Genomic DNA, 24,845 nt, shown 5'->3' with positions numbered 1-24,845 from the left:
CGTGTTATCGTTAGAAACATTATGTACAGTTTGGCGATAAGTAAAGCGTCCGTTACTAAAAAGCAAATAGCGTGACCATTTATGCGTAGAACAAAGAAGGGATATTATGAGTAATATTGCGTTTAGCCGTGAGGAAAAAGATGCATTAGTTGCTAAATTGCAACGATATTTTGATGATGAAATGAATGTAGAATTAGGTCAATTTGACGCAGAATTTCTTCTCGATTTTATCAGTAAGGAAATGGGCGCAACCTTTTATAACAAAGGCATAAGTGACGCTAGAGCGGTTGTAGCATCGCGCTTACAAGTTATAGATGAAGAACTATATGCCATCGAAAAAGTACTTTAACTACATACAGTCATTTAAAGCCTGCACTCAGCAGGCTTTTATATTAAGTGGCAGATGGTTCGTCCACCCCATTAAGTGGTAAATGATCTGTACTAGAGCTCCTGATTAGTAGGTCTAATGATCATTTCGTTGATATCTACATCGCCAGGTTGCTCTATGGCAAACGTTACCGCACGTGCAATAGCATCTGCATCGATAGCATCGTCATACATATCGTCTGCCATTTGCTTTGAGTCTTTGTGAGATATGTGGTCAGTAAGCTCTGTCGCCACTGCACCTGGTGAAATATTAGTAGAGCGAATTTGACCGTTTGACTCTTTGCGAATACCTTCGCTTATTGCCTTAACTGCAAATTTAGTAGCGCAATAAACTGTAGCTCCTGGGAAAACCACATGACCTGCAACAGAGGAAAGATTGATAATATGACCGCTTTGTTGTCCACGCATGTGTCCTAGAACTGCTGCTACGCCGTACATAACGCCTTTAATGTTCACATCTATCATCTGATCCCACTCATCAACCTTCATCTCGTCAAGCGGGGCTAGGGGCATAAGGCCAGCATTATTGACCAGTACGTCAATACGACCGTAGGTATCTATCGCGGCTTCTGCAAGCGCCTTCACTTCTTCCTTTTTCGTGACGTCTACCGTCTTATAGGTTGCGTGGCCACCTGAAGATTCAATCTCATCTACAATTTTTTTAAGACGGTCCTCACGGCGAGCGCCTAAAACTAATTTCGCGCCTTTGCCTGCAAGCATTTTCGCTGTCGCTTCTCCAAGGCCGCTACTTGCACCTGTAATGATGACTACTTTTCCAGAAACTTCGCTCATAACATTATCCTTACGTTTGATTAGTTGTAAGTTATTACGTCTAAGTATCGAAGTGGATTACTTCAATTCGCATAAATGCCGTGAGAATGCTGATGAGAGCGGTGAATGAAGAGGCTACAGGGGGACTTTTATTTTTAGCGGGCATTTAGCCACACAGCAACAAGGAAGAATTTCATCATCGTCAATAAAGGCGAGGGGATCGGTAGTGTATTCAACTTCGCCTTCAATAAGCTTAGTTCGACACGCACCGCAAAAGCCTTCACGGCAGTGGTAGTGAATATTAACGCCCGCTGACTCTAAGGCGTTTAAGATAGTGGTATCAGGGGGGGAATTAATCGCCCCCACATCGACAACGTCGATGCGGAGTGATTTATCGTTACTGCTCATTAAGCTGTAGGTTTACAGCTCAAAATCAGCAAAATCGTCTTCGCTTACAGCAGAATCTATTTGTCCAACCAAGTAAGAGCTGATTTCAGATTCTTGAGGCGCCACTTGCACATTGTCTGAATTCAGGTAATTGTTCATCCAAGGAAGCGGGTTGCTACTGATTTCAAACGGGGCATCTAGGCCGATAGCAGACATACGTTGGTTAGCAATGTATTCAACATACTGGCAAAGGATCTCTTTGTTAAGTCCAATCATTGAACCGTTCTGGAACAGGTAATCTGCCCATTGCTTTTCTTGCTCAACCGCATTCATGAAGATAGCGCGGGCTTCTTCTTTACACTCTTCTGCAATTTGCGCCATTTCAGGGTCATCTTTACCTTTGGCCCATAAGTTTAAAATGTGCTGAGTTGAAGATAAGTGAAGGTTTTCATCACGGGCAATTAATCGAATGATTTTCGAGTTACCTTCCATCAACTTACGCTCAGCAAAGGCGAACGTACAAGCAAAAGAGACATAGAAGCGGATTGCTTCAAGTGCATTTACCGAGTTCATACACAGGTACAGCTTCTTCTTCAGCTCATACATGTTGATGGTGTGTGCTACACCATTCACCGTATGTACGCCTTCCCCCTGTGTTTGCCAAAGTTGAGTGGCAAAAATAAGGTCGTCATAGTACTTTGAGATATCAGCGGCACGGCGCTTAATCTCGTCGTTTACTACGATATCTTCAAATATTTCACTTGGGTCTGAGAACAAGTTACGCAAGATATGGGTATATGAGCGCGAGTGAATAGTCTCAAAGAAAGACCATGTCTCAACCCATGTTTCTAACTCGGGTAGCGAGATAATAGGCAAGAACGCAATATTTGGGCTACGGCCTTGTACCGAATCTAACAGAGTCTGGTACTTAAGGTTGGAAATAAAGATGTGCTTTTCTGGGTCGGTCAATTTTTGGAAATCAACACGGTCGCGAGAAACGTCAACCTCCTCCGGGCGCCAAAAAAAGCTAATTTGCTTCTCAATAAGCTTTTCGAATATGGCATGCTTTTGCTGGTCGTAGCGTGCAACGTTTACGGGGTTACCGAAAAACATCGGCTCGATCAATGGATTAGTACTTTGCTGATTAAACGTAGTGTATTTCATGATGGCCTAACTAAAAACTTAATGATTAACGCGTATTATTGTTTGTGTTCTTGCTGCGAAACGTTAATGGCAGGCGTTTCCGTAAAATCCTTTTACGAACCTGCCATTTTTGCAAAAGGGCGTGTTTTAGATTTTACACGCACCGCCTGCACAATCATCATCTTCCTCTACCACAACTTCTTCTTGACGTGGTAAAGGCTCGCTTGCTTTAGCGTCTAGCGCCGAGGTGTCTGACGCACCGTCACGAGTGTTATGATAATAAAGTGTCTTAACACCAAGCTTGTATGTAGTAAGAAGGTCTTTAAGCAGAAGCTTCATTGGAACCTTGTTACCTTCATAGCGGCTTGGGTCATAGTTTGTGTTTGCTGAGATAGTTTGGTCGATAAACTTCTGCATGATACCAACAAGTTGTAGATAACCATCGTTAGAAGGGATATCCCAAAGTAGCTCATATTTGTCTCTTAGGGTTTCGTACTCAGGTACAACTTGCTTAAGTACGCCATCTTTACTCGACTTAATGCTGATGAAACCACGTGGCGGTTCAATACCGTTGGTCGCGTTAGAGATCTGTGAAGATGTCTCTGAAGGCATTAATGCAGACAGCGTAGAGTTGCGCAAACCGTGAGTTTTGATTTCTTCGCGAAGTGCATCCCAATCGTAATGAAGCGGTTCATTGCATACGCTATCAAGGTCTTTCTTGTAGCTGTCAATTGGCATGATGCCTTGCGAATAAGTGGTTTCGTTAAACTTAGGACACGCACCTTTCTCTTTAGCCAGGTTGTTCGACGCTTTCAGTAGGTAGTACTGCATTGCTTCAAACGTGCGGTGGACTAAACCGTTCGCGCTATGATCTGAATATTTAACGCCGTTCTTGGCAAGGTAGTAAGCAAAGTTGATAACACCCACACCTAAAGTACGACGGCCCATAGTTGCGTTGTACGCAGCAGGGACAGGGTAGTCTTGGTAATCAAGTAGATTATCAAGGGCGCGTACTGCAAGATCGGCTAGTTCTTCAAACTCATCAACTGACTCAATCGCACCTAAGTTAAATGCAGACAGCGTGCAAAGGGCAATTTCACCATTTTCGTCGTTTACATGCTGCAGAGGCTTAGTCGGTAGCGCAATCTCAAGACACAAGTTGCTTTGACGAACTGGCGCAACTTCTGGGTTGAACGGGCTATGCGTATTGCAGTGGTCAACATTTTGAAGGTATATACGACCTGTGCTTGCACGCTCCTGCATGAACAAGCTAAACAGTTCCATCGCTTTGATTTGCTTCTTACGGATGCTGTCGTCGTTCTCGTATTTAACATATAGCTCTTCGAACTTGTCTTGATCAGCGAAGAACGCATCATAAAGACCTGGAACGTCAGATGGACTAAATAATGAAATGTAGCCATCTTTCATCATGCGCTGATACATGAGTTTGTTGAACTGAACACCGTAGTCTAAGTGACGTACACGGTTTTCTTCTACACCACGGTTATTCTTAAGCACTAGAAGAGATTCTACTTCCATATGCCAGATAGGGTAGAACAACGTAGCCGCACCACCACGAACGCCACCTTGTGAACAGCTTTTCACTGCAGTTTGGAAGTATTTGTAGAACGGAATACAGCCAGTGTGGAATGCTTCACCACCGCGAATAGGGCTGCCTAGTGCACGAATGCGACCCGCATTCACACCAATGCCTGCACGTTGGCTAACGTATTTAACTATCGCGCTTGCCGTGGCGTTAATTGAATCTAAGCTGTCGCCTGTTTCAATAAGTACACATGAGCTGAATTGACGCGTAGGTGTTCGTACGCCCGCCATAATTGGGGTAGGTAGCGATAGCTTAAACGTTGATGCAGCATCGTAGAAACGACGGATATAATCCATACGCGTGGCTTTGTCGTAGTTTGCGAAAAGACATGCCGCTACAAGAATATAAAGGAACTGTGCACTTTCGTAAATTTCACCAGTAACACGGTTTTGAACTAAATATTTGCCTTCAAGTTGCTTAACCGCTGCATAGCTGAAGTTCATGTCGCGCCAATGGTCGATATAGGTTTCCATTTCTGCGAATTCTTCACGCGTGTAGTCTTCAAGTAGATGCTTATCGTACTTTCCTAAATCTACCATTTTTCCAACGTGTTCAAGTAACGCTGGCGGCTCAAATTGCCCGTAGGCTTTTTTGCGAAGATGGAAAATAGCCAAGCGCGCGGCCAAGTATTGGTAGTCTGGCGCATCAGTAGAGATCAGGTCAGCCGCTGACTTAATCAGTGTTTCGTGGATTTCGCTGGTATTAATGCCGTCATAGAACTGTATTTGCGCTTTTATTTCAACTTGTGAAACAGAAACGTTGTTTAATCCTTTGGCTGCCCATGTAACGACTTTATGGATTTTTTCTAAGTCGATGGACTCTTTTTCACCGTTTCGTTTGGTGACGAATAAATTGTTGTTCATGTTACTGGCCGTTTGTCTGTTAGCGCTTGATGCGTGGGCTATCTGTTGCCCATTTTCGTTTTAATTTTAAATGCGTATGTTGATAACGTTGTTGGCTCACGCCAGTAAAAACACACACAAAAAGCGGCCTAAACTAATACTAAGACGTATTGAAGTAGAGACTGCTCGTTAAATTCTTTACTGCTTTTTTATTTTCAGCGAGATTATTGTTTCAAACTATAAGTGGTGTCCCAGAGACAGTTTGTCACTAGTTGAGATCCCGAAAAATTATGGATGGGATCCCGTGCTGAATTAAACACAAGATAGTGAGGTTTTGACTTGATTGCAACCCAATATCTGGTGGTATTTCGAGCACTCAATCTGGCATGAAATTTATGTTAGTAACAACTAACTTTTTAGCGTTCTACAAGCGTAAAATATCTGGAATGCAAGCGTTTTAAAGAAAATCTTAATCGTAAAAATTAATTTATTCTTAGAATTCAGTTTTTATATAAACACGATATATGGTGTTTAAAATATCGCCGCAGCCCAATATGTAGTGTTAAATTAACTTTGCGCTACTGTATATAGTAAGTAGTTCACGTCTACATTATTAGACGAAAGATAAAAGCCTTGAGAAATCGGGTCCATATGCAAACCCGTCATATCTCGCGGAAGTAGACCTGCTTGATCTGTCATTCTCATAAGTTCTGATGGTTTGATGAACTTGCTGTGATCGTGGGTACCTTTTGGAACCAATTTAAGAATATATTCCGCGCCAACAATCCCCATTAGATAAGACTTTAAGTTTCTATTAAGCGTGGAAAAGAAAACATGGCCACCAGGCTTTACCAATCTTGCACACGCTAGTACAACAGAAGCAGGGTCGGGCACATGCTCTAGCATTTCCATACAGGTAACTACATCGAACTGATGCAGGTTTGCATCGGCGAATGCTTCAGCTGTAGAGCATACGTAATCAACTTTAACCCCAGACTCTAAACCGTGAAGCTTGGCTACTTCTAACGAGGCTTCTGCCATATCTAAACCTGTTACTGCTGCACCGGCTCGCGCCATCGACTCGGCTAGTATGCCGCCGCCACAGCCGATATCGATCACCTTTTTGTCAAACAAGCCTTCGCTGTGTTGATTTATGAAGTCTAAACGGAGTGGGTTAATAAGATGCAATGGTTTAAATTCACCTTCTGGATCCCACCAGCGAGATGCAAGTTCAGAGAACTTATTGATTTCTTGTTGATCGACATTCGTCATGAGTAAAACAATCCTTAAACTATCTCTTTTTAAGATATCGTAAATTCAGGTTGTGTTTCACTGTTTTTGAATAGAAATAGACAAAATTTAACAAGGGGTGAACGAAAAATAATCGCTTGCCTTTTAGTTGTTTAATAAGCGTAATTAAGCGCTACATAAATCTGTCATCAAGTGGTACACTCGAAGCACGATTATGACCCACATAATAATAACAGTGCGCTCCCACGCCTCGTTTTCACAATGATGTGAAGCGAAGAGCTGGATAACGCAGAACAAACCAAGATAAAGGGATTAAGCAGTTTATGTCTGATAACGCTAAAGAAATCCTCCCCGTTAATATTGAGGAAGAGTTAAAGAACTCTTACCTTGATTACGCGATGAGCGTTATTGTCGGGCGAGCCTTGCCTGACGTAAGAGATGGCTTGAAGCCAGTGCACCGTCGTGTGCTGTTCGCAATGAACGAACTGAAAAACGACTTTAACAAGCCATACAAAAAATCTGCCCGTGTGGTAGGTGACGTAATTGGTAAATATCACCCTCACGGTGACTCTGCGGTTTACGACACTATTGTTCGTATGGCGCAACCGTTCTCGCTTCGCTATATGTTGGTAGACGGTCAAGGTAACTTCGGTTCGGTAGATGGCGACTCAGCTGCTGCGATGCGTTATACCGAAGTTCGCATGGCAAAAATTGCGCACGAATTACTCGCCGATTTAGATAAAGAAACCGTTGATTTCGTACCTAACTACGATGGTACAGAGCATATCCCTGAAGTGTTGCCCACGAAAGTGCCTAACCTTCTTGTGAATGGTTCGTCGGGTATTGCGGTTGGTATGGCGACTAATATTCCGCCACATAACCTCACCGAAGTGATCAACGGCTGCGTTGCGTTAATTCAAGACCCGTCTATCACCATCGACGACTTGATGACACATATCCCAGGTCCAGATTTCCCAACGGCTGCGATGATCAGCGGCCGCAAAGGTATTGAAGATGCATACCGCACAGGTCGCGGTAAGATTTATCTTCGAGCTAAAGCGGAAATTGAGACAGACAACAACGGTAAAGAAACCATTGTTGTTAACGAGATTCCTTACCAGGTTAACAAAGCGCGCCTTATTGAAAAGATCGCTGAACTGGTAAAAGAGAAGCGTATTGAAGGCGTTTCGGCACTGCGTGATGAGTCTGATAAAGACGGTATGCGCATTGTAATTGAAGTTAAACGTAACGAATCTGCCGAAGTTCTGCTTAACCATTTATATGCCAATACCCAGCTTCAAACGGTATTCGGTATCAATATGGTTGCGCTAGACAATGGTCAGCCTAAGGTATTTAACCTTAAAGAAACGCTTGAAGCATTTATTCTTCACCGCCGTGAAGTGGTAACACGCCGTACTGTGTTTGAATTACGCAAAGCCCGTGATCGTGCCCACATCCTTGAAGGTTTGGCAATCGCGCTTGCGAATATCGACCCAATTATTGAGTTGATTAAAGCGTCGCAAAGCCCAGCAGATGCGAAAAAATCGCTTGTAGCACAAGGTTGGGACTTAGGTGACGTAGCGCAAATGCTTGAGCGCGCAGGCGATGACGCAGCGCGTCCAGACTGGTTAATGCCTGAATTTGGTATTCGCGACGGCAAGTACTACCTAACAGAACAGCAGGCGCAAGCGATTCTTGACCTACGCTTACACAAGCTAACGGGTCTTGAGCACGAGAAGATCCTTGAAGAATACAAGCAACTTCTAGAGCTAATCGCAGAACTTCTTCACATCCTTAATAGCCCAGAGCGCTTGATGGAAGTGATTCAAGAAGAACTTGAAAAAGTGCGCGACGAATTTGGTGATGAGCGTCGTACTGAAATTACCGCTGCAAGTCACGATATTGATATTGAAGATCTAATCGAGCAAGAAGACGTTGTTGTAACGCTTTCTCGCGAAGGTTATGTGAAGTATCAGAAGCTTACAGATTATGAAGCGCAACGTCGTGGCGGTCGTGGTAAGTCAGCAACTAAGATGAAAGATGAAGACTTCATCGAAAAACTTCTTGTTGCGAATACCCACGATCACATACTGTGCTTCTCAACCCGAGGTCGCTTGTACTGGTTGAAAGTGTATCAATTGCCGTTCGCTAGCCGAAATGCGCGTGGACGCCCGATTGTGAACATACTGCCGCTAGAAGATAATGAACGTATTACTGCTATTCTTCCTATTAAAGAATTCGAAGAAGGCAAGTTTGTGCTGATGGCAACGGCAAACGGTACAGTGAAAAAGACTGACCTAAGCCTATACTCTCGCCCTCGTTCAAGCGGTATTATCGCTGTTAACCTAAATGAAGGTGACGAGCTAATTGGCGTTGATATTACCCACGGCGATGACGACATCATGTTGTTCTCTGACGCGGGTAAAGTAGTTCGCTTTAACGAGAAGCTTCGCGACAGCGAAACCGGTGAAGTGAAGCGAGATCCAGAAACGGGTGAAGAGCTTCTTGCACTTCGTCCAATGGGAAGAACAGCAACAGGTGTTCGCGGTATTCGTCTGCAAGATGGTCAAAAAGTGGTATCACTTATTGTTCCTAAAGGCGACGGCCCAATCCTAACTGCGACAGAGAATGGTTTCGGTAAGCGTACTCCGCTTGAAGATTACCCGGCGAAGAGCCGTGCGACACAAGGTGTTGTATCAATTAAGGTGTCTGAGCGTAACGGTAAAGTGGTTGGCGCAGTTCAAGTAGACGAAACCAATGAAATTATGCTTATTAGTGACCAAGGCACACTGGTTCGTACCCGTGTAGGCGAAGTGTCAGTAGTAGGCCGTAACACACAAGGCGTTCGCCTAATACGTACAGTAGAAGGTGAGCACGTTGTAGGGTTACAGCGTATTGAAGAAGTGGCAGAGTTACAGGAACTCGATGAGGACGGTAACCCAATCATTTCAGAAGATGCGCCAGAACAAGCAGAAACTGCTGTTCAAGAGCAAGAAAATACCGCAGAAGACGGTGATAGCTCAACGACAGAAGAGTAGGGATAGCGCGCAGGCATAGGCTATGCGCATTATCAGTGTTCTTTCAAACAAGCGGCTTTTGCCGCTTGTTTACCTAATAGGCCCGCAAAATGTCTATGATAAAGCGGGTTGAACGGTACTTATCTACAGGTGTTGAAAAACGCAATGAAAGAGGTTTTTAACTTTAGTGCTGGGCCGGCCATGCTTCCCAGAGAAGTCATGGAAAAGGCACAATCAGAATTTACAAATTGGCGCGATTTAGGCTGTTCTGTAATGGAAGTCAGTCATCGTGGTAAAGACTTCATTGAGATAGCCGCAAAAGCAGAGCAGGATTTGCGTGACTTGCTATCTGTGCCATCTAACTACCATGTGCTTTTCACGCACGGTGGTGGACGTGGTCAATTTGCTGCTGTTCCCCTTAATTTGTCATCCACTGAGGATACCAGCCTTCACTTAGTGAGCGGATCTTGGTCAAAAGGCGCGGTGAGTGAAGCGAATAAATACAATAACGCGGTAGTGGTGGGCGATGTCACAGAAAAGGACGGGCTTCACTATATCGCTAAGCCTGCTCTGAGTGATATCGACCAGTCTGCGGCCTATTACCATTTTTGCCCGAACGAAACGGTAGACGGTATTGCTTACGATTGGCTGCCAGAATCTGGCAAGGTTCCTCTAGTTTCTGATATGTCCTCGACGATATTGTCACAACCGCTAGACGTGGCAAAACACGGTGTTATTTACGCCGGCGCACAAAAGAACATAGGCCCAAGCGGTTTGTCTGTGGTTATTGTTCGCGAAGACCTAGTTGGCAAAGCACGAAAAGAAACGCCCTCTATTTTCGATTATGCCTTAGCGGCAAAATCTGATTCTATGTACAACACACCGCCAACGTTCTCATGGTACTTGGCAGGGCTTGTATTTGAGTGGCTTAAAGACATGGGCGGTGTAGACGCTATGGCTAAACGCAATGCTGAAAAGGCAGCGTTATTGTATTCAGCTATCGACAGCTCTGACTTCTATTCAAGTAAAGTTCACCCTGACAACCGTTCAAAAATGAATGTGCCGTTTCATTTAGCTAATGCTGAACTTGACGGATTGTTCCTTAAACAATCACAAGAAGCAGGGTTACTTGCTCTTAAAGGGCATCGTTCGGTAGGGGGCATGCGTGCCAGTATTTATAATGCAATGCCAGTAGAAGGCATTGTTGCGCTAGTTGAATTTATGCGCGAATTTGAAAGAGTGAATGGATAAAATGGAGCAGTTAACATTAGACCCGATTGCAAAAGTATCGGGAGAGGTCAATGTCCCTGGCTCAAAAAGTCTGTCTAATCGCGCACTACTGCTTGCCGCGTTAGCTGAAGGTGATACTGAATTAACCAATTTGCTTGATAGCGAAGATATCGAGCATATGCTTAATGCACTAACAAAGTTAGGTGTTAACTACCGCTTGAGCGAAGACAAAACGCAATGCGTTGTCCAAGGTAACGGTGGCGCGTTTAACGTAGCTGAGCCACTTGAGCTTTTCCTGGGCAATGCCGGTACTGCTATGCGACCTTTATGTGCAGCACTTGCCGCAAGTAACGTGGATACCGTGTTAACGGGTGAACCGCGAATGGAAGAGCGCCCAATTGGCGATTTAGTGGATGCACTACGCGAAGCAGATGCTGACGTGTCTTACCTTAAAAATGAAGGCTACCCTCCACTTCAAATTAAAGGCAAGACGTTAAACGGCGGTGAAATGTCGGTTGATGGCAGTGTGTCTAGCCAATTTCTAACGGCGCTTTTAATGGCAGCACCCCTGTTTTCAGGAGATGTGACTATTCGTATCAAAGGCGAATTAGTGTCTAAGCCTTATATCGACATCACGTTAGATACCATGGCTAAATTTGGCGTTACTGTTGAAAATGATAACTACCAGACGTTTACGGTTTCTGCTGACGCTAAGTACGTTGCGCCAGGTAAATTTATGGTAGAAGGCGATGCTTCTTCTGCATCTTACTTCCTTGCAGCCGGCGCCATTAAAGGCGGAACGGTACGCGTAACCGGAATTGGGCAGAAAAGCATTCAAGGTGATATCCGCTTTGCTGACGTGCTCGAAGCCATGGGTGCAAAAGTTGTGTGGAACGATGAATATGTTGAAATAACCGGTGCGCCACTTAAAGGTGTGAACATGGATATGAACCATATTCCGGATGCCGCCATGACCATTGCCACTACAGCGCTGTTTGCTGAGGGTCCTACGACCATGACTAACATCTATAACTGGCGTGTTAAAGAAACAGACCGTCTAGCGGCTATGGCAGCCGAGCTTCAAAAGCTAGGTGCGAAAGTAGAAGAAGGTCACGACTATATAAAAGTATGGCCAACTGATTCGCTAAAACACGCTGAAATAGATACGTATAATGACCACCGTATTGCAATGTGCTTTTCTCTAGTTGCATTAAGTGATACCCCGGTCACAATTAACGATCCGGGTTGTACACGTAAAACCTTCCCAGACTATTTTACTCGCTTTAAAACTTTGTATAGCGCGTAAAAGCCTTATAAAAAGAATCACAGGTTAACGAAGCGCTGTACGGATTACCCCTCTAGCTTCGTTGATCTGAATCAGATTTATTCTAATGTACAATGCCGTCACTAAGAGGCGGCATTGCTTATCTCTCACTAAAGCGTATAATTGCGCGCGATTTTTAGTAATTTAAACGATGGAGCAGGTATGCATTCCACACCCGTAGTCACGGTTGACGGTCCTAGTGGTGCAGGCAAAGGTACGTTAAGTAGCTTGCTAGCAAAAAAATTAGGGTGGCACTTTCTAGATAGCGGCGCAATTTACCGTGTATTAGCAGTTGCTGCACTTCACCACGACCTTCCGTGTGATGATGAAGAATGTGTTGTTCCTCTAGCAACCGGTCTTGATGTTAGTTTCGAGACGAATGGCGATACCACTCGCATTATCTTAGAAGGCGAAGACGTTACTGACGATATTCGTACCGAAGAGGTTGGCGCTGTGGCATCAAAAGTTGCAGCATTACCTCGTGTTCGCGAAGCACTACTTCGCAGACAGCGCGCGTTCCAACAAGATCCAGGTCTTGTTGCCGACGGTCGCGACATGGGGACCGTGGTATTTCCTGATGCGCCTGTAAAGATTTTCCTTACAGCAAGCGCAGAGGCCCGTGCTGAACGCCGCTATAGCCAGTTGAAAGCAAAGGGCATGGATGTTAATATTGCGCGCCTTTTAACCGATATCAAGGCAAGAGACGAGCGCGATACACAACGTGCGGTGGCTCCTTTGGTACCGGCACAAGATGCAGTAATTATAGATTCAACGGACTTGGATATTGACCAAGTCTTTGAAAAAGCGATGGATATTATTTCCTCACGCCTTTAATGACGAGAGCTGATCGCATCCAAAGCAGTGTTGCTACAGGAAGTGGCGACTAATTTTAATAACCCCGCGTTATCCGGATAAGAAGCGTGGATATCAACTTAAAAGTTTATTTGAGACTTATGACTGAAAATTTTGCACAACTTTTTGAAGAAAGCTTACAAGAACTAGAAACACGTCCTGGTTCAATTGTAAAAGGTACTGTTGTTTCTATCGACAAAGACATCGTTCTTGTTGATGCAGGCTTGAAATCAGAAAGTGCTATCCCAGCTGACCAATTTAAAAACGCTGAAGGCGAATTAGAAATCGCTATCGGTGACGAAGTAGACGTAGCACTAGATGCAGTTGAAGATGGTTTCGGTGAAACTATTCTTTCTCGCGAAAAAGCGAAGCGTCACGAAGCGTGGGTTGAGCTGGAAAAAGCTTACGAAGATAAAGCTACAATTAAAGGCGTTATCAACGGTAAAGTTAAAGGCGGTTTCACTGTTGAAGTTAACAGTGTACGCGCGTTCCTACCTGGTTCTCTTGTTGACGTACGTCCAGTACGTGACACTACGCACCTTGAAGGCAAAGAGCTTGAATTTAAAGTTATCAAGCTAGACGCTAAGCGTAACAACGTTGTTGTTTCTCGTCGTGCAGTTATCGAAGCAGAAAGCAGCGCAGAGCGCGAAACGCTTCTTGCTAACCTTGAAGAAGGTCATGAAATCAAGGGTATCGTTAAGAACCTTACCGATTACGGTGCGTTCGTTGACCTTGGTGGCGTAGACGGTCTTCTACACATCACTGATATGGCTTGGAAGCGCGTTAAGCACCCAAGTGAAATCGTGAATGTTGGTGACGAAATCAACGTTAAAGTACTTAAGTTCGACAAAGAGAAGCAACGTGTTTCTCTTGGTATGAAGCAAATGGGCAACGATCCATGGCAAGAAATTGCGTCTCGTTACCCAGAAGGTACTAAGATCAACGGTCAGGTTACTAACCTTACTGACTACGGCTGCTTCGTTGAAATCGAAGACGGCGTTGAAGGTCTTGTACACGTTTCTGAAATGGATTGGACTAACAAGAATATCCACCCATCTAAAGTTGTTAACCTAGGTGACACTGTAGATGTAATGGTTCTTGAAATTGACGAAGAGCGTCGTCGTATTTCTCTAGGCCTTAAGCAGTGCATTGCTAACCCTTGGGAAACATTTGCTGAGTCACACGAAAAAGGTGACAAAGTGTCTGGTAAGATCAAGTCAATCACTGACTTCGGTATCTTCATCGGTCTTGACGGCGGCATCGACGGTCTAGTTCACCTTTCTGACATCAGCTGGAACAAGTCTGGTGAAGACGCGGTTCGCGACTACAAGAAAGGCGACGAAATCTCTGCAGTTGTACTACAAGTCGACCCAGAGCGTGAGCGTATCTCTCTTGGCGTTAAGCAAATCGAAGAAGATCCTTTCAACAAGTATCTGACAGATAACAAGAAAGGTGCTATCGTTACTGGTACAGTAACAGCAGTTGATGCGAAAGGCGTTACTGTAAACCTAGCTGAAGAAGTTGACGGCTACATCCGCGTTGCAGATCTTGCTGTAGAGCGTGTTGAAGACGCAACAGAAGCGGCTAACGTTGGTGATAGCATCGAAGCGAAGTTCATGGGCGTTGACCGTAAGAACCGCACTGTTAACCTATCTGTTAAAGCGAAAGATCAGGCTGACGAAAAAGAAGCTATCGATAAAGTTAACCAGCAAGAAGATGTTGGTTTCGCTAACGCGATGGCAGAAGCATTTAAAGCTGCTAAAGGCGAATAATGCTTTTGTGGGTGTGCATCTGCACACCCAATTCGCGATAGCTGTTTAAACAATAATATTGACAACGAGGTTAAACATGACCAAGTCTGAATTAATTGAACGGCTCGCGGATCAAGCGCGTCACATTCCGGCGAAAGAACTCGAGCTGGCAATAAAAGAACTTCTAGAGCAAATGGCGCAGACTCTTCAAAAGGGTGAGCGTATTGAAATTAGAGGTTTTGGTAGTTTTTCTCTTCACTATCGCGCACCTCGTGTGGGTAGAAACCCTAAAACGGGTGAAACAGTGAAACTAGACGGTAAATATGTACCGCACTTTAAGCCTGGTAAAGAGCTTCGCGAGAGGGTAGACGCCTCAATCGCATAATGCATTTTAAAAGCCGCTGTAAAGCGGCTTTTTTGTGTCTGATTATAAACTTTATGGGAGGCGTTACTCGTTCTTTTTAATTCCTTCCCCTAATTATTATGAATAACGCCATATACTTTTGTTTAATTTTTAATACCTATTGACCCCGACTTAAATAGGGTTATATATTATTCGAATAATAATAAACGGTATACATAGAAGTAATGTCAGCCGGCGACGAACAAGCAATAATTAAACAATACCAGCCGCTCATTCGCGCGTTAATTCCTTATGAACAACAAAATAGGTTGTTAGAGGGAGTTAACAAGTTTTCGAAGCGTTTGCCTAGTAGTGTCCGAAAAGTCGTGAAAGAAGAAGTGGTTCGGTTGACATCGTTGACTGATGCACCTGCTGATAATTCTGCTTTTGCGCAATTCCCCGTCATGAAATTTAAGCACTTCGGTGTGCAAATGCGCCTTGATAAAGTTGGCGCGCAAATCCTCAAAAACGAAACGTCGCTCTATCAAGACAGATATACCGTTGGTGTGTTTGAGTCTGTAATGAACTCAGACTTCTACCAAAACCAGATAAAAAGAGAACAGTTTAAAAAAATCGTTGATGCGTTCAATGTTGAGAGTCAATCATTTACCGATATCGACTTCGGTGATGACATTGCCATCCGCCCAAACTTTACTCTGTCTTCTCCTGACTTTGAGAAAGGTAGACATTGCTCTGTAAGCTCTATGTCGCATAGAGGTATTGCACTGGAGACAAAAAGACCCCCCAATGCATCTACTGGGGATATTATCACTTTCACTATCCCAGAAGTTAAAGGGCTAACCAAAGAGCCCACTGAAATTACGCTCGAATTAGAGTCTGTGAAATACAACAAGCATTTGGGTAAATACGAAACGACGTTTAACTTTCAAGACGACGTCGATAAGAGCTTTCTCGCAACACTAAAACGCTATGTAGCAGTAACTTCATATAAGCAACCGCTGCAGCGAGATTTAGAAATAGAACGTGCTATGCAAGAACTAGAGCGCGACCGAATACTCGAAAATAGCCCGTGGATGCCGGTATTTCTCGCGCCAGAGAAAAAGTCGCTTAAACCTATCATTGCTCTTTTTACCAAAGCTAATGTTGAACACAATGATGCTGACAAGCTACTGGCAAGCTTGCAAGATAAGCCTATATTCGAAACGTTAGTTGATGAGTTGCGAAAGTACAATGAAGCTTATGTATTTCACGGCAACATTAAAACCAAAAATGGTAACGTACAGATAACCGCTACGCACAGGCAACTTCTTGCGCTCAAACAACTTAATGCGCTTGTATATCTGCTTGCCAAAAGTGGTGACTTCATTTGTACTCACTGTCGACTCGATAGTGTAACCCGCGAAGATAAACAAAAAGCCTTTGCTATTCACGATATTGCGAGTAAAGAATTTGAGCAGCTTGCCCAGATCTCCCATGTTTTATACTGCAAAGATGTATCAGCCTACCTTACAAACTTAACGCTTTCTGCTAAATGCGATTTCAAGCCTTTGTCGAAAACCTTAAAAGCCAGCGGTGACAACTGGCGCATAGATTATGTCATGGAAGAAGATTTAGATAGACGGAGTGAAACCCGCTACGTTATCGATAAACCCGCTTCCATTAAAGTAGGCTTGCTTACCTCTCTTGACGCGCGAGTGGCCGATTTAAGCGCCAGCGGTATGAAATTGACTGTTGCGCCGCACAGCGATCTGCAAAAAGAGATACGAGTTTCTGTGCCGGAACTAAAAATTAAAGGCGAAAAATATAAGGTTGTGCATTACCAAGCTGAAACTGGCGTGGTCAGGCTATGCCTCGTGGAAGACACACGTAAAGCTAAAGTAAGCTCTAACGTCGATCACATGGTTGAAGAAAATACGGCTTATTTTAAAGTGAGAGATATTGCTCGTATTCAGCGCTCCACACATCGTTACATTTGGGAGCTTGCAGTAAGGCATATGCCTTCGTTATCGGTACTTTGCGTAATGAATCGGTTTACACTCGACAGGCTAAAAACCGTTTATCAAAGCGATGCATCTGACGATCTTTATCCGTTTTCACGTACACAAAATATTATACCACTCCATGGTTTCTTTGCAGACAAAGGTCAGGCAAAGCCTAAATCCCAGATATTAGAAGCCATGTTTAAAGAAACTTCTGAACAAGCTTTAGTAGTGCATTGCGTGAGAAAAAGCGACAGTCGTTTGGTGTATATCAAAGAACGAGACTTCTTGTTCTCTAAGCTACGTACACAAATCAAAACTCAGCTAGCTGAAGAAAAAATTCAACTAAGTGCTACTGATGTTACCGCAATACGCTGCCACGGGGCTATAACGCCGTTGACCAAAAAGCGGCTAGCGCAGCTTTCGAAGTTAGATAAAGCTATGTATGACAAGCTTGAAACCATGCAGGCGGGCTACACACACTGCATTTTTATAACAAATATGTCGGCGCTTCACCATGACCTTGTGGTAGAAAATCTGATAGCAAAACCTCAGCGCCATGAACTCGACAGTGAGGGCGCGGCTTAAAATTTCCAACACGCTTTTTGTGTTATCTCTTTTCGCATTTTGCTATTCTTGTAAATAAATCAATAAAAAAGGGTTGAGTGTTGAAAGGGATCCTAACGTTTCTCATCATTTTGGTGCTTCTTGCCATTGCGTTTGTTATTGGCTCTCAAAATGAAGCACAAGTAACAGTTAATTATTTAATCGCTCAGGCGAATCTGCGTTTATCAACATTAATAGCGATAACGCTGTCGATAGGCGTGGGCATTGGTATATTAATAATGCTTATGAGCTGGCTTAAATTACGGGTTCAGTTAATGTCTGCTAAATCTAAAATACAGAGTTTGGAACAAGACCACTAATGCTCGAACTGCTGTTTCTCCTTTTACCTGTTGCGGCAGGATATGGTTGGATAATGGGGCGCAATAGTGTCCGTCAAGCGCAGCGAAAACAGTCAAGTATCCTATCTAAGCATTATTATAAAGGCCTTAACTTCCTTCTTTCAGACCAGCCTGATAAGGCCGTTGATACGTTAATCAAAATGATTAACGTGAATAGCGACACGGTTGAAACCCATATTGCCATGGGCAGTTTTTTCCGTCATCGCGGGGAGATAGATCGGGCGATTAAAGTCCACCAAAACTTGGTTAGTCGCGACGAACTCCAGCCCGCCCAGCGAGAAAATGCGCTTCGAGAACTCGGTCACGACTATACGCAAGCAGGCTTTCTAGAGCGCGCAGAAAATGCCTTTCTTCAACTGCTTAACAGCGATAAACACTACCTTGTTGCTCAACAGCAGCTTTTCAGTATCTACCAGACCACGAAAGAGTGGCAAAGAGCCATAGAGTTAGCGGAGCGTATGGTGCAATGTCATGGTGATAATGATGATCTGTGCGAACGCTTAGCCCATTTTTATTGTGAACAGGCATCGGTTGAGTTGAAGAATGATAGCCAAGGGGCGGCATTGACTCTATTACAAAAAGCAGTAAACGCCGACGAACATGCGGTTAGGCCGTGGCTTATGTTGGGTGATATAGCGCTTGATCAAAAACGCTTTACTGATGCCAACGCATACTTTACGCAAGTTGCCGAACGCGATATCAATTGGTTCAGTGAAGCTGTGCCTAGCCTAGAAACAATTGCCGAAGAGACAGATGACTGGGAAAGTTTTCAGAAAAACTTAGAAGCACACTGGCAAGAGTGTGCTACGTCCTATTTAGCCATGGTTGATGTACTGATGAAGCGCGGTGAAACGGCACAGGCTGCTGAGTACTTACTTGAGCAACTTCGCAAACGCCCGACTATGCGCGGTTTTAAAACCCTAATGGGGCTTTATATTGACCAGCTTTCAGATAAAACCACGGCTGATAGCTTACGCTTACTTAAAGAATTGGTGGAAAAGCAAATGTTGCAGCGCCCTAAATATCGCTGTGGCAGCTGTGGCTTTTCTGGTCGAAAATTATATTGGTTATGCCCTAGCTGTAAAAAGTGGGGCGTAGTAAAACCTATCAAAGGGCTAGACGGAGAATAAAAGAGCATGCATGACCCACGCGTTATTGTTGCATTAGACTATGACAATAAAGACACTGCATTGGCGTTTGTTGATAAATTAGATTCAAGCTTGTGCAAGCTAAAAGTGGGCAAGGAGATGTTCACCTTATTCGGGCCGGAATTCGTAAAAGCGCTAATTGCTAAAGGCTTTGACGTTTTCTTGGATCTTAAATTCCACGATATTCCAAATACGGTTGCAAAAGCGTGTAAAGCAGCGGCCGAGCTTGGTGTGTGGATGGTAAATGTTCATGCATCAGGCGGTTTACCAATGATGCAAGCGGCTAAAAAGGCCATTGCAACAAGCAGCAACCCACATACTAAGCTTATTGCGGTTACCGTTCTTACTAGCATGGATGATGCGCAATTGGCGGATGTAGTAAGTGGCGTAACACCCGAGCAACAAGTACTGCGCTTGGCGGCATTATCAGAAAAAGCAGGGTTAGACGGCATTGTTTGTTCAGCGCAGGAAGCCAGCGCGCTGCGCGAAAAACACAGCGACGACTTTCTATTAGTTACGCCAGGCATTCGCCCTGTAGGCGCTGACGCTGGTGACCAAAAACGTGTTATGACGCCACCTGATGCAATGAAAGCGGGCGTAAGCTATTTAGTTATGGGGCGACCTATCACGAAAGCAGAAGATCCTATTGCAGTATTGAAGGCCGTAAACGAATCAATAAACGCTTAGCGCTACTTAAGAAATCTTCTTTATAGCTGGTATAGGGCTCGTTGCATTGTAGGTCATGCATTTAAAGTGCTAACGGGATAGTTTTGTGTATTAAGTAATAAAAATTAACGTTAACCGGTTATCAAGCGTTCTGATACAAAAAAGCTCGGATGTGGTGTTCACATACCGAGCTTTTTTAGACCATTCGTTAAGGCTACTTATTCACGAAAGTAGCCTAAAATTAGGAAATTAAACGAAAAAGCCTATTCGCCTTTAAGCGCTACTTCAGCGGGTGTATAAGTTAGATCTAACTTTTCACCTAGTGCGTCAACCACAGCTTTGTAAGTTACCTTACCTTCGTGCACGTTTAGACCGTTAAGCAAGTGCTTGTCTTCTAGCATAGCTTTCGCTGGGCCTTTATTCGCTAGCGCTAAGCCGAATGGCAATGTCGCGTTGTTAAGTGCCATAGTAGAAGTGCGCGCAACGCCGCCAGGCATGTTTGCAACACAGTAGTGAACAACGTCATCAACAATATAAACTGGGTCTTGGTGTGTTGTTGCTTTCGATGTTTCAAAGCATCCGCCTTGGTCGATAGCCACGTCAACAAGTACTGAGCCCGGCTTCATGGCTTTAATTTGTTCACGAGTAAGTAGTTTAGGTGCTGCTGCGCCAGGAATAAGGACTGCACCAACAACAAGGTCTGCTTTAGAAGAGTAATGCTCGATAGCATCAACCGTAGAGTAAACCGTCTTAACTTGACCGTTAAAGATATCGTCAAGCTGGCGAAGACGCGGAAGTGAACGGTCTAAAATGGTTACATCAGCGCCAAGACCTAGTGCCATCTTCGCAGCGTTAGTTCCTACAACACCACCACCAATTACCAATACTTTGCCTGGCGCTACACCTGGTACACCACCAAGAAGGGTACCGCTGCCGCCGTGCGCTTTTTCAAGGTAGTGCGCGCCAGCTTGAACAGACATGCGGCCCGCTACTTCACTCATTGGTGCAAGCAATGGAAGACCACCGCGGTCGTCGGTTACTGTTTCATAAGCAATACACGTAGCACCCGACTCAACAAGTAGCTTAGTTTGTGTAGGGTCTGGGGCCAGGTGAAGGTATGTATAAAGCGTTTGGCCCTTACGAAGCATTTTACATTCGTTTGGTTGAGGCTCTTTCACTTTTACAATCATTTCCGCTTCAGCAAACACTTGCTCAGCAGTAGATGCAATCGCAGCACCGGCGTCTACATACATTTCGTCAGTGAAACCGATTGCATCACCTGCATTAGTTTCAACAAGAACGCTATGACCATGAGTAACAAATTCTTTTACTGCTGCTGGCGTCAAGCCAACACGGTATTCGTGGTTCTTAATTTCTTTTGGTACACCAACTAACATGTATCGTCCTCAATTTTATAACGAGCTTCTATGTGGCTCTGGTTGAACTTTTGATTGAAAGTGTTCGGCTTTGAAGCCCGTGAACATATTTGCGGAGTATACGCGATAAAAAAACGAACTATCTGCTGAAGAATGGGCGTTAGTAGCATATAATTTTTCTAAGAGATGCTTTTAAGATATTTTATATGCTGGTAAAGACACCAAAACACCTAGACCGAATAGACAGGAATATCCTGGTACAGTTGCAAAAAAACGGGCGGATATCAAACGTCGAACTTGCTAAAGAGGTAGGCTTAAGTCCAAGCCCTTGCCTAGAGAGAGTTAAGAGATTAGAGGCTCAGGGCTATATAAAGGGCTACCACGCGTTGGTTGATCCTGAAAAGCTTGGCGCAGCCATGCTTGTCTTCGTAGAGATTACGCTAACGAAAACATCGGTAGATATCTTTGCAGAATTTTCTGCTGCGGTAAAACTGCATGACGATATACAAGAGTGCCACTTAGTGTCTGGAGATTTCGACTTCTTATTAAAGGCGCGTGTTGCCGATATGGGCAGCTACCGAAAATTGCTCGGTGACACCTTATTGCGTTTACCCGGTGTAAGTGAGTCGCGGACCTATGTTGTGATGGAAGAAGTAAAAAGCACATCATCACTGCGCATTAATTTGAAGTAATGAAAGCATGGCTCAATAGTGTGTTTTTATGGTAGGCTGTGCAAAAATACAGTGTTTGTGTGCAACGAAAGGATTGTTGTGGTTCAAATACAATAGGGTAGGGGAGCATCCCAATAGTTTTATTAACAGGCTCAACTACTTACCAACATTACTCAAATAATAATTATTTAGGGATTGCAAAGAGTTCGCTAAGCTCTTTGTAGCGTTTAACGCGAAGATAGTACGTATGGGCTAAGACCGTTAGTCGATATAAAACTACAAGCGATAGAAATTGAAGGTTCTTTAGGGTTATGGCGCGATTAACAGGGGTTCAGCGAGTGTGGGAAGCAGGCATGATTATCGCCTGTGTTTTCGCCTTTTTCTTATTGCTGGCACTAGTATCTTTTCATCCAGGCGACCCTGGCTGGAGTCAGGCTGGTTTACAATTAGACATACACAATTGGGTAGGGGCAACAGGTGCATGGGTTGCTGACTTATTGCTATTTTCGTTTGGTTTTCTTGCTTATTTGCTCCCATTTGGCTCTGCATTTTTAGGGTGGTTCCTTTTCCAGCACATCAAAGAGCTGGACGAATTCGACTATCTCACCATTGGGTTGCGAATTATCGGTGGGTTATTAATGGCCCTTGGCGCTACGGGTATCGCCAGTATAAATTTTGACGACATTTACAACTTTTCAGCGGGCGGTTTTGTTGGGGACGTTATTAGTTCGGCACTTATACCTTATTTTAATACCGCTGGAACGATCCTCTTGTTGCTTTGCTTTTTTTGTACCGGGTTTACTCTATTAACAGGTATTAGCTGGCTTACCATTATCGATAGATTAGGGGAAGGGACACTATGGTTGGGTCGCAAGAGCTTGTCGGCACCTCAAAGCTTGTTAGCACTTGAGATGCCGCGTTTGGCGTTAGCCAATAAGTCTTCAAACAAAGAAAGTGCGGACGCCGCGGAGCTGGATATTACCAGTATGCGGGCAGAGCCTTTGGCGTCTTCTCCACAGGTTCAACCACAGCAAGCGCAAAAGACTACACCGACTCGCAGTGAACCTAACTTCGGCATCGACGAAGTCGAAGATGAACCGCCATTTTATACCTACAACAGAGACGAACCTGTTCAAAGTACGTCGAATCATGAAACTGGTGAAGAGGATAATGATATCGCGTCAGTTGACAGTGATAGTGAAACCAAGAAGTCTACTTTTTCTCTATCGGGCATGCGCGAAGCGGTTACTGGTAGCTTTAAAGATAAAGTGGGTTTGGGCAAATCAGGTCAAGCGGAGCCAACGCATTCTTCCAGTGAAAGCGCTCAATACGAACATAATCAGCAGCATCAACAAAGCCCGCATATCAATTTTGACGATTTAGAGGAGTTTGATGAAGACCTGCCTTATGAAACGGGCAGCAAGCCAGTAGCGTCGACAAGCAACACGGCTTCCTCTGCGGATGATAGTCAGCCTTCAGCGTCGGCTGCTGATACGCGACCAACGCACACGCAAGATGAAGTTCAAGGCGCAACTCAGGCATTCGCGCCTGCAGCACTTGGTGCAAAGCCGGTTAAAGCGAAATCGGGTGAAGTTGACCCTGACCTGCCTCCTATGCCGTCGTTCGATTTGCTAGAACGTGCTGACAAACATGAAAACCCGTTAACGCCAGAAGAGATTGAAGGCATTTCTCGATTGGTAGAAGAAAAGCTAGCTGATTTTAATATTGAAGCGACTGTAGTGGGCGTATATCCGGGGCCCGTAATTACGCGCTTCGAGCTTGATTTGGCGCCTGGCGTTAAAGTGAGCAAAATTACAGGGCTATCAAAAGACTTAGCCCGTGCAATGTCAGCTATTTCAGTACGGGTTGTAGAAGTTATTCCAGGTAAATCAGTTATAGGACTTGAGCTACCTAACAAAAAACGTGAAATGGTGCGTTTAAGCGAAGTAATAAGTTGCGATACCTTCCAGTCTAATAAATCGCCACTAACCATGGTTTTAGGTGCAGATATCTCTGGTCAGCCGGTAGTGGTTGATTTAGCTAAAATGCCTCACCTTCTTGTTGCAGGTACTACAGGTTCAGGTAAATCTGTGGGTGTGAATGTGATGATCTTGAGTCTGCTTTATAAAAGCACGCCAGAGGACGTTCGCATGATAATGATAGACCCTAAAATGCTTGAGCTTTCAGTATATGAGGGCATACCGCACTTGCTTTCTGAAGTTGTGACCGACATGAAAGAGGCCGCCAATGCACTTCGCTGGTGTGTAGGTGAAATGGAACGTCGTTACCGCCTAATGAGCGCCCTAGGTGTGCGTAACCTCAAAGGTTATAACGCTAAGGTAGAAGAAGCCATTGCTAACGGCACGCCGATTAAAGATCCGCTTTGGAAGAATGAAGAAAGTATGGATGCTGAAGCGCCAGACTTAGCGAAGCTTCCGGCTATTGTAGTGGTGGTCGATGAATTCGCCGACATGATGATGATTGTGGGCAAAAAAGTAGAAGAGCTTATTGCGCGTATTGCACAGAAAGCCCGTGCGGCGGGTATCCACCTTATTCTTGCTACCCAGCGTCCGTCTGTAGATGTAATTACAGGCTTGATTAAAGCGAATATTCCAACCCGTTGTGCATTCCAGGTATCAAGCAAAATAGATTCAAGAACCATTCTTGACCAACAGGGTGCAGAAACCTTGTTAGGTATGGGGGACATGCTTTATCTACCACCAGGAAGCCCAGTACCTACTCGTGTTCACGGTGCGTTTGTAGACGATCACGAAGTGCATGCGGTAGTGGCCGATTGGCAGAAACGTGGTGAGCCAGAGTACATTGATGAGATCCTGAATGGCGAAGCGACGGCGGAAGTCTTACTGCCAGGTGAGCAGCCTGAGGGTGAAGACCAAGAATTCGATGCATTCTACGATGAAGCCGTAGCGTTTGTTACCGAAACTCGTCGTGCAAGTGTATCAAGCGTGCAGCGTAAATTTAGAATTGGTTACAACCGTGCAGCACGCTTAGTTGAACAAATGGAAATGAGTGGTGTCGTAAGTGCACAGGGGCATAACGGAAACCGTGAGGTGCTTGCACCGCCGCCCCACAAAGAATAACGAATGGATTGAAT

Annotated in this window: 19 protein-coding genes; 13 read left to right on the top strand and 6 right to left on the bottom strand. The window is 44.4% G+C overall.

What is annotated here, in order from left to right; translation table 11 throughout:
• Nucleotides 1–106: 106 nt before the first annotated feature.
• The gene (locus ACXAGV_RS18615; protein WP_474874511.1) at nt 107–349 is read left to right on the top strand and encodes a DUF2164 domain-containing protein; all 243 of its coding nucleotides are present in this window, start codon (nt 107–109) and stop codon (nt 347–349) included.
• A 92-nt stretch (nt 350–441) separates the two neighbouring features.
• On the opposite strand, the gene ACXAGV_RS18610 is transcribed toward ACXAGV_RS18615, so the two are convergent.
• From ACXAGV_RS18610 to ubiG, 5 genes are all read right to left on the bottom strand, one after another.
• Nucleotides 442–1,179, bottom strand: coding sequence for an SDR family oxidoreductase (locus ACXAGV_RS18610; protein ID WP_474874510.1), 738 nt, complete (start codon nt 1,177–1,179; stop codon nt 442–444).
• Nucleotides 1,180–1,293: 114 nt separating this feature from the next.
• Nucleotides 1,294–1,566: a class I ribonucleotide reductase maintenance protein YfaE gene (gene yfaE, locus ACXAGV_RS18605; RefSeq protein ID WP_474874509.1), complete on the bottom strand. Its 273-nt coding sequence runs from the start codon at nt 1,564–1,566 to the stop codon at nt 1,294–1,296.
• 12 nt (nt 1,567–1,578) lie between these two features.
• Nucleotides 1,579–2,709 carry a class Ia ribonucleoside-diphosphate reductase subunit beta gene (nrdB, locus tag ACXAGV_RS18600; protein WP_474874508.1) on the bottom strand — a complete coding sequence of 377 codons (1,131 nt, stop codon included), beginning with the start codon at nt 2,707–2,709 and terminating at the stop codon, nt 1,579–1,581.
• Between the two features lie 126 nt (nt 2,710–2,835).
• On the bottom strand, nt 2,836–5,157 hold the full coding sequence (gene nrdA, locus ACXAGV_RS18595) for a class 1a ribonucleoside-diphosphate reductase subunit alpha (protein WP_474874507.1): 2,322 nt from the start codon (nt 5,155–5,157) through the stop codon (nt 2,836–2,838).
• 546 nt (nt 5,158–5,703) lie between these two features.
• Nucleotides 5,704–6,408 (bottom strand): bifunctional 2-polyprenyl-6-hydroxyphenol methylase/3-demethylubiquinol 3-O-methyltransferase UbiG, encoded by a 705-nt coding sequence (gene ubiG, locus ACXAGV_RS18590; RefSeq protein ID WP_474874506.1) that lies wholly within the window; start codon nt 6,406–6,408, stop codon nt 5,704–5,706.
• A 302-nt stretch (nt 6,409–6,710) separates the two neighbouring features.
• Between ubiG and gyrA the strand changes: the two genes are divergently transcribed.
• The 10 genes from gyrA to pyrF all read left to right on the top strand — a co-directional run bounded on the left by gyrA (nt 6,711) and on the right by pyrF (nt 19,704).
• On the top strand, nt 6,711–9,425 hold the full coding sequence (gene gyrA, locus ACXAGV_RS18585; RefSeq protein ID WP_474874505.1) for a DNA topoisomerase (ATP-hydrolyzing) subunit A: 2,715 nt from the start codon (nt 6,711–6,713) through the stop codon (nt 9,423–9,425).
• A 144-nt stretch (nt 9,426–9,569) separates the two neighbouring features.
• Nucleotides 9,570–10,655, top strand: coding sequence for a 3-phosphoserine/phosphohydroxythreonine transaminase (gene serC / locus ACXAGV_RS18580; RefSeq protein WP_474874504.1), 1,086 nt, complete (start codon nt 9,570–9,572; stop codon nt 10,653–10,655).
• A 1-nt stretch (nt 10,656) separates the two neighbouring features.
• On the top strand, nt 10,657–11,940 hold the full coding sequence (gene aroA, locus ACXAGV_RS18575) for a 3-phosphoshikimate 1-carboxyvinyltransferase (RefSeq protein WP_474874503.1): 1,284 nt from the start codon (nt 10,657–10,659) through the stop codon (nt 11,938–11,940).
• 180 nt (nt 11,941–12,120) lie between these two features.
• Nucleotides 12,121–12,792, top strand: a complete 672-nt coding sequence (gene cmk / locus ACXAGV_RS18570; protein ID WP_014976668.1) for a (d)CMP kinase — start codon at nt 12,121–12,123, stop codon at nt 12,790–12,792.
• A gap of 119 nt (nt 12,793–12,911) precedes the next feature.
• Nucleotides 12,912–14,582, top strand: coding sequence for a 30S ribosomal protein S1 (rpsA, locus tag ACXAGV_RS18565; RefSeq protein ID WP_474874502.1), 1,671 nt, complete (start codon nt 12,912–12,914; stop codon nt 14,580–14,582).
• Nucleotides 14,583–14,658: 76 nt separating this feature from the next.
• On the top strand, nt 14,659–14,946 hold the full coding sequence (gene ihfB, locus ACXAGV_RS18560; RefSeq protein ID WP_014949641.1) for an integration host factor subunit beta: 288 nt from the start codon (nt 14,659–14,661) through the stop codon (nt 14,944–14,946).
• Nucleotides 14,947–15,149: 203 nt separating this feature from the next.
• On the top strand, nt 15,150–17,492 hold the full coding sequence (locus ACXAGV_RS18555; protein ID WP_474874501.1) for a PilZ domain-containing protein: 2,343 nt from the start codon (nt 15,150–15,152) through the stop codon (nt 17,490–17,492).
• 80 nt (nt 17,493–17,572) lie between these two features.
• Nucleotides 17,573–17,830: a LapA family protein gene (locus tag ACXAGV_RS18550; protein ID WP_179985207.1), complete on the top strand. Its 258-nt coding sequence runs from the start codon at nt 17,573–17,575 to the stop codon at nt 17,828–17,830.
• On the top strand, nt 17,830–18,999 hold the full coding sequence (gene lapB, locus ACXAGV_RS18545; RefSeq protein ID WP_474874500.1) for a lipopolysaccharide assembly protein LapB: 1,170 nt from the start codon (nt 17,830–17,832) through the stop codon (nt 18,997–18,999). The genes ACXAGV_RS18550 and lapB overlap by 1 nt, the downstream gene beginning before the upstream one ends.
• A 6-nt stretch (nt 19,000–19,005) precedes the next feature.
• Nucleotides 19,006–19,704 carry an orotidine-5'-phosphate decarboxylase gene (gene pyrF / locus ACXAGV_RS18540; protein WP_474874499.1) on the top strand — a complete coding sequence of 233 codons (699 nt, stop codon included), beginning with the start codon at nt 19,006–19,008 and terminating at the stop codon, nt 19,702–19,704.
• Between the two features lie 242 nt (nt 19,705–19,946).
• Here pyrF and ald read toward each other — a convergent pair whose 3' ends face one another.
• Nucleotides 19,947–21,080 (bottom strand): alanine dehydrogenase, encoded by a 1,134-nt coding sequence (gene ald / locus ACXAGV_RS18535; protein WP_474874498.1) that lies wholly within the window; start codon nt 21,078–21,080, stop codon nt 19,947–19,949.
• A gap of 185 nt (nt 21,081–21,265) precedes the next feature.
• Between ald and lrp the strand changes: the two genes are divergently transcribed.
• Together lrp and ACXAGV_RS18525 are read left to right on the top strand one after the other, a co-directional pair.
• On the top strand, nt 21,266–21,751 hold the full coding sequence (gene lrp, locus ACXAGV_RS18530; RefSeq protein ID WP_179983537.1) for a leucine-responsive transcriptional regulator Lrp: 486 nt from the start codon (nt 21,266–21,268) through the stop codon (nt 21,749–21,751).
• 290 nt (nt 21,752–22,041) lie between these two features.
• The gene (locus ACXAGV_RS18525) at nt 22,042–24,831 is read left to right on the top strand and encodes a DNA translocase FtsK (protein WP_474874497.1); all 2,790 of its coding nucleotides are present in this window, start codon (nt 22,042–22,044) and stop codon (nt 24,829–24,831) included.
• The last annotated feature ends 14 nt before the right edge of the window (nt 24,832–24,845 follow it).

The organism is Alteromonas sp. ABH4_453 (assembly GCF_056160665.1).
Note: the sequence above shows the minus strand (reverse complement) of the source record. Positions and strands in the feature narration are given on the sequence as shown.

What these genes read in the sequence shown, in the direction of transcription:
- nrdB (WP_474874508.1), bottom strand. Translation starts at nt 2,709, where the DNA reads ATGAAATACACTACGTTTAATCAGCAAAGTACTAATCCATTGATCGAG.
- lapB (WP_474874500.1), top strand. Translation starts at nt 17,830, where the DNA reads ATGCTCGAACTGCTGTTTCTCCTTTTACCTGTTGCGGCAGGATATGGT.
- yfaE (WP_474874509.1), bottom strand. Translation starts at nt 1,566, where the DNA reads ATGAGCAGTAACGATAAATCACTCCGCATCGACGTTGTCGATGTGGGG.
- ACXAGV_RS18525 (WP_474874497.1), top strand. Translation starts at nt 22,042, where the DNA reads ATGGCGCGATTAACAGGGGTTCAGCGAGTGTGGGAAGCAGGCATGATT.
- cmk (WP_014976668.1), top strand. Translation starts at nt 12,121, where the DNA reads ATGCATTCCACACCCGTAGTCACGGTTGACGGTCCTAGTGGTGCAGGC.
- ACXAGV_RS18555 (WP_474874501.1), top strand. Translation starts at nt 15,150, where the DNA reads ATGTCAGCCGGCGACGAACAAGCAATAATTAAACAATACCAGCCGCTC.
- ACXAGV_RS18615 (WP_474874511.1), top strand. Translation starts at nt 107, where the DNA reads ATGAGTAATATTGCGTTTAGCCGTGAGGAAAAAGATGCATTAGTTGCT.
- aroA (WP_474874503.1), top strand. Translation starts at nt 10,657, where the DNA reads ATGGAGCAGTTAACATTAGACCCGATTGCAAAAGTATCGGGAGAGGTC.
- serC (WP_474874504.1), top strand. Translation starts at nt 9,570, where the DNA reads ATGAAAGAGGTTTTTAACTTTAGTGCTGGGCCGGCCATGCTTCCCAGA.
- lrp (WP_179983537.1), top strand. Translation starts at nt 21,266, where the DNA reads ATGCTGGTAAAGACACCAAAACACCTAGACCGAATAGACAGGAATATC.
- ald (WP_474874498.1), bottom strand. Translation starts at nt 21,080, where the DNA reads ATGTTAGTTGGTGTACCAAAAGAAATTAAGAACCACGAATACCGTGTT.
- ACXAGV_RS18610 (WP_474874510.1), bottom strand. Translation starts at nt 1,179, where the DNA reads ATGAGCGAAGTTTCTGGAAAAGTAGTCATCATTACAGGTGCAAGTAGC.
- pyrF (WP_474874499.1), top strand. Translation starts at nt 19,006, where the DNA reads ATGCATGACCCACGCGTTATTGTTGCATTAGACTATGACAATAAAGAC.
- ubiG (WP_474874506.1), bottom strand. Translation starts at nt 6,408, where the DNA reads ATGACGAATGTCGATCAACAAGAAATCAATAAGTTCTCTGAACTTGCA.
- rpsA (WP_474874502.1), top strand. Translation starts at nt 12,912, where the DNA reads ATGACTGAAAATTTTGCACAACTTTTTGAAGAAAGCTTACAAGAACTA.
- gyrA (WP_474874505.1), top strand. Translation starts at nt 6,711, where the DNA reads ATGTCTGATAACGCTAAAGAAATCCTCCCCGTTAATATTGAGGAAGAG.
- ihfB (WP_014949641.1), top strand. Translation starts at nt 14,659, where the DNA reads ATGACCAAGTCTGAATTAATTGAACGGCTCGCGGATCAAGCGCGTCAC.
- nrdA (WP_474874507.1), bottom strand. Translation starts at nt 5,157, where the DNA reads ATGAACAACAATTTATTCGTCACCAAACGAAACGGTGAAAAAGAGTCC.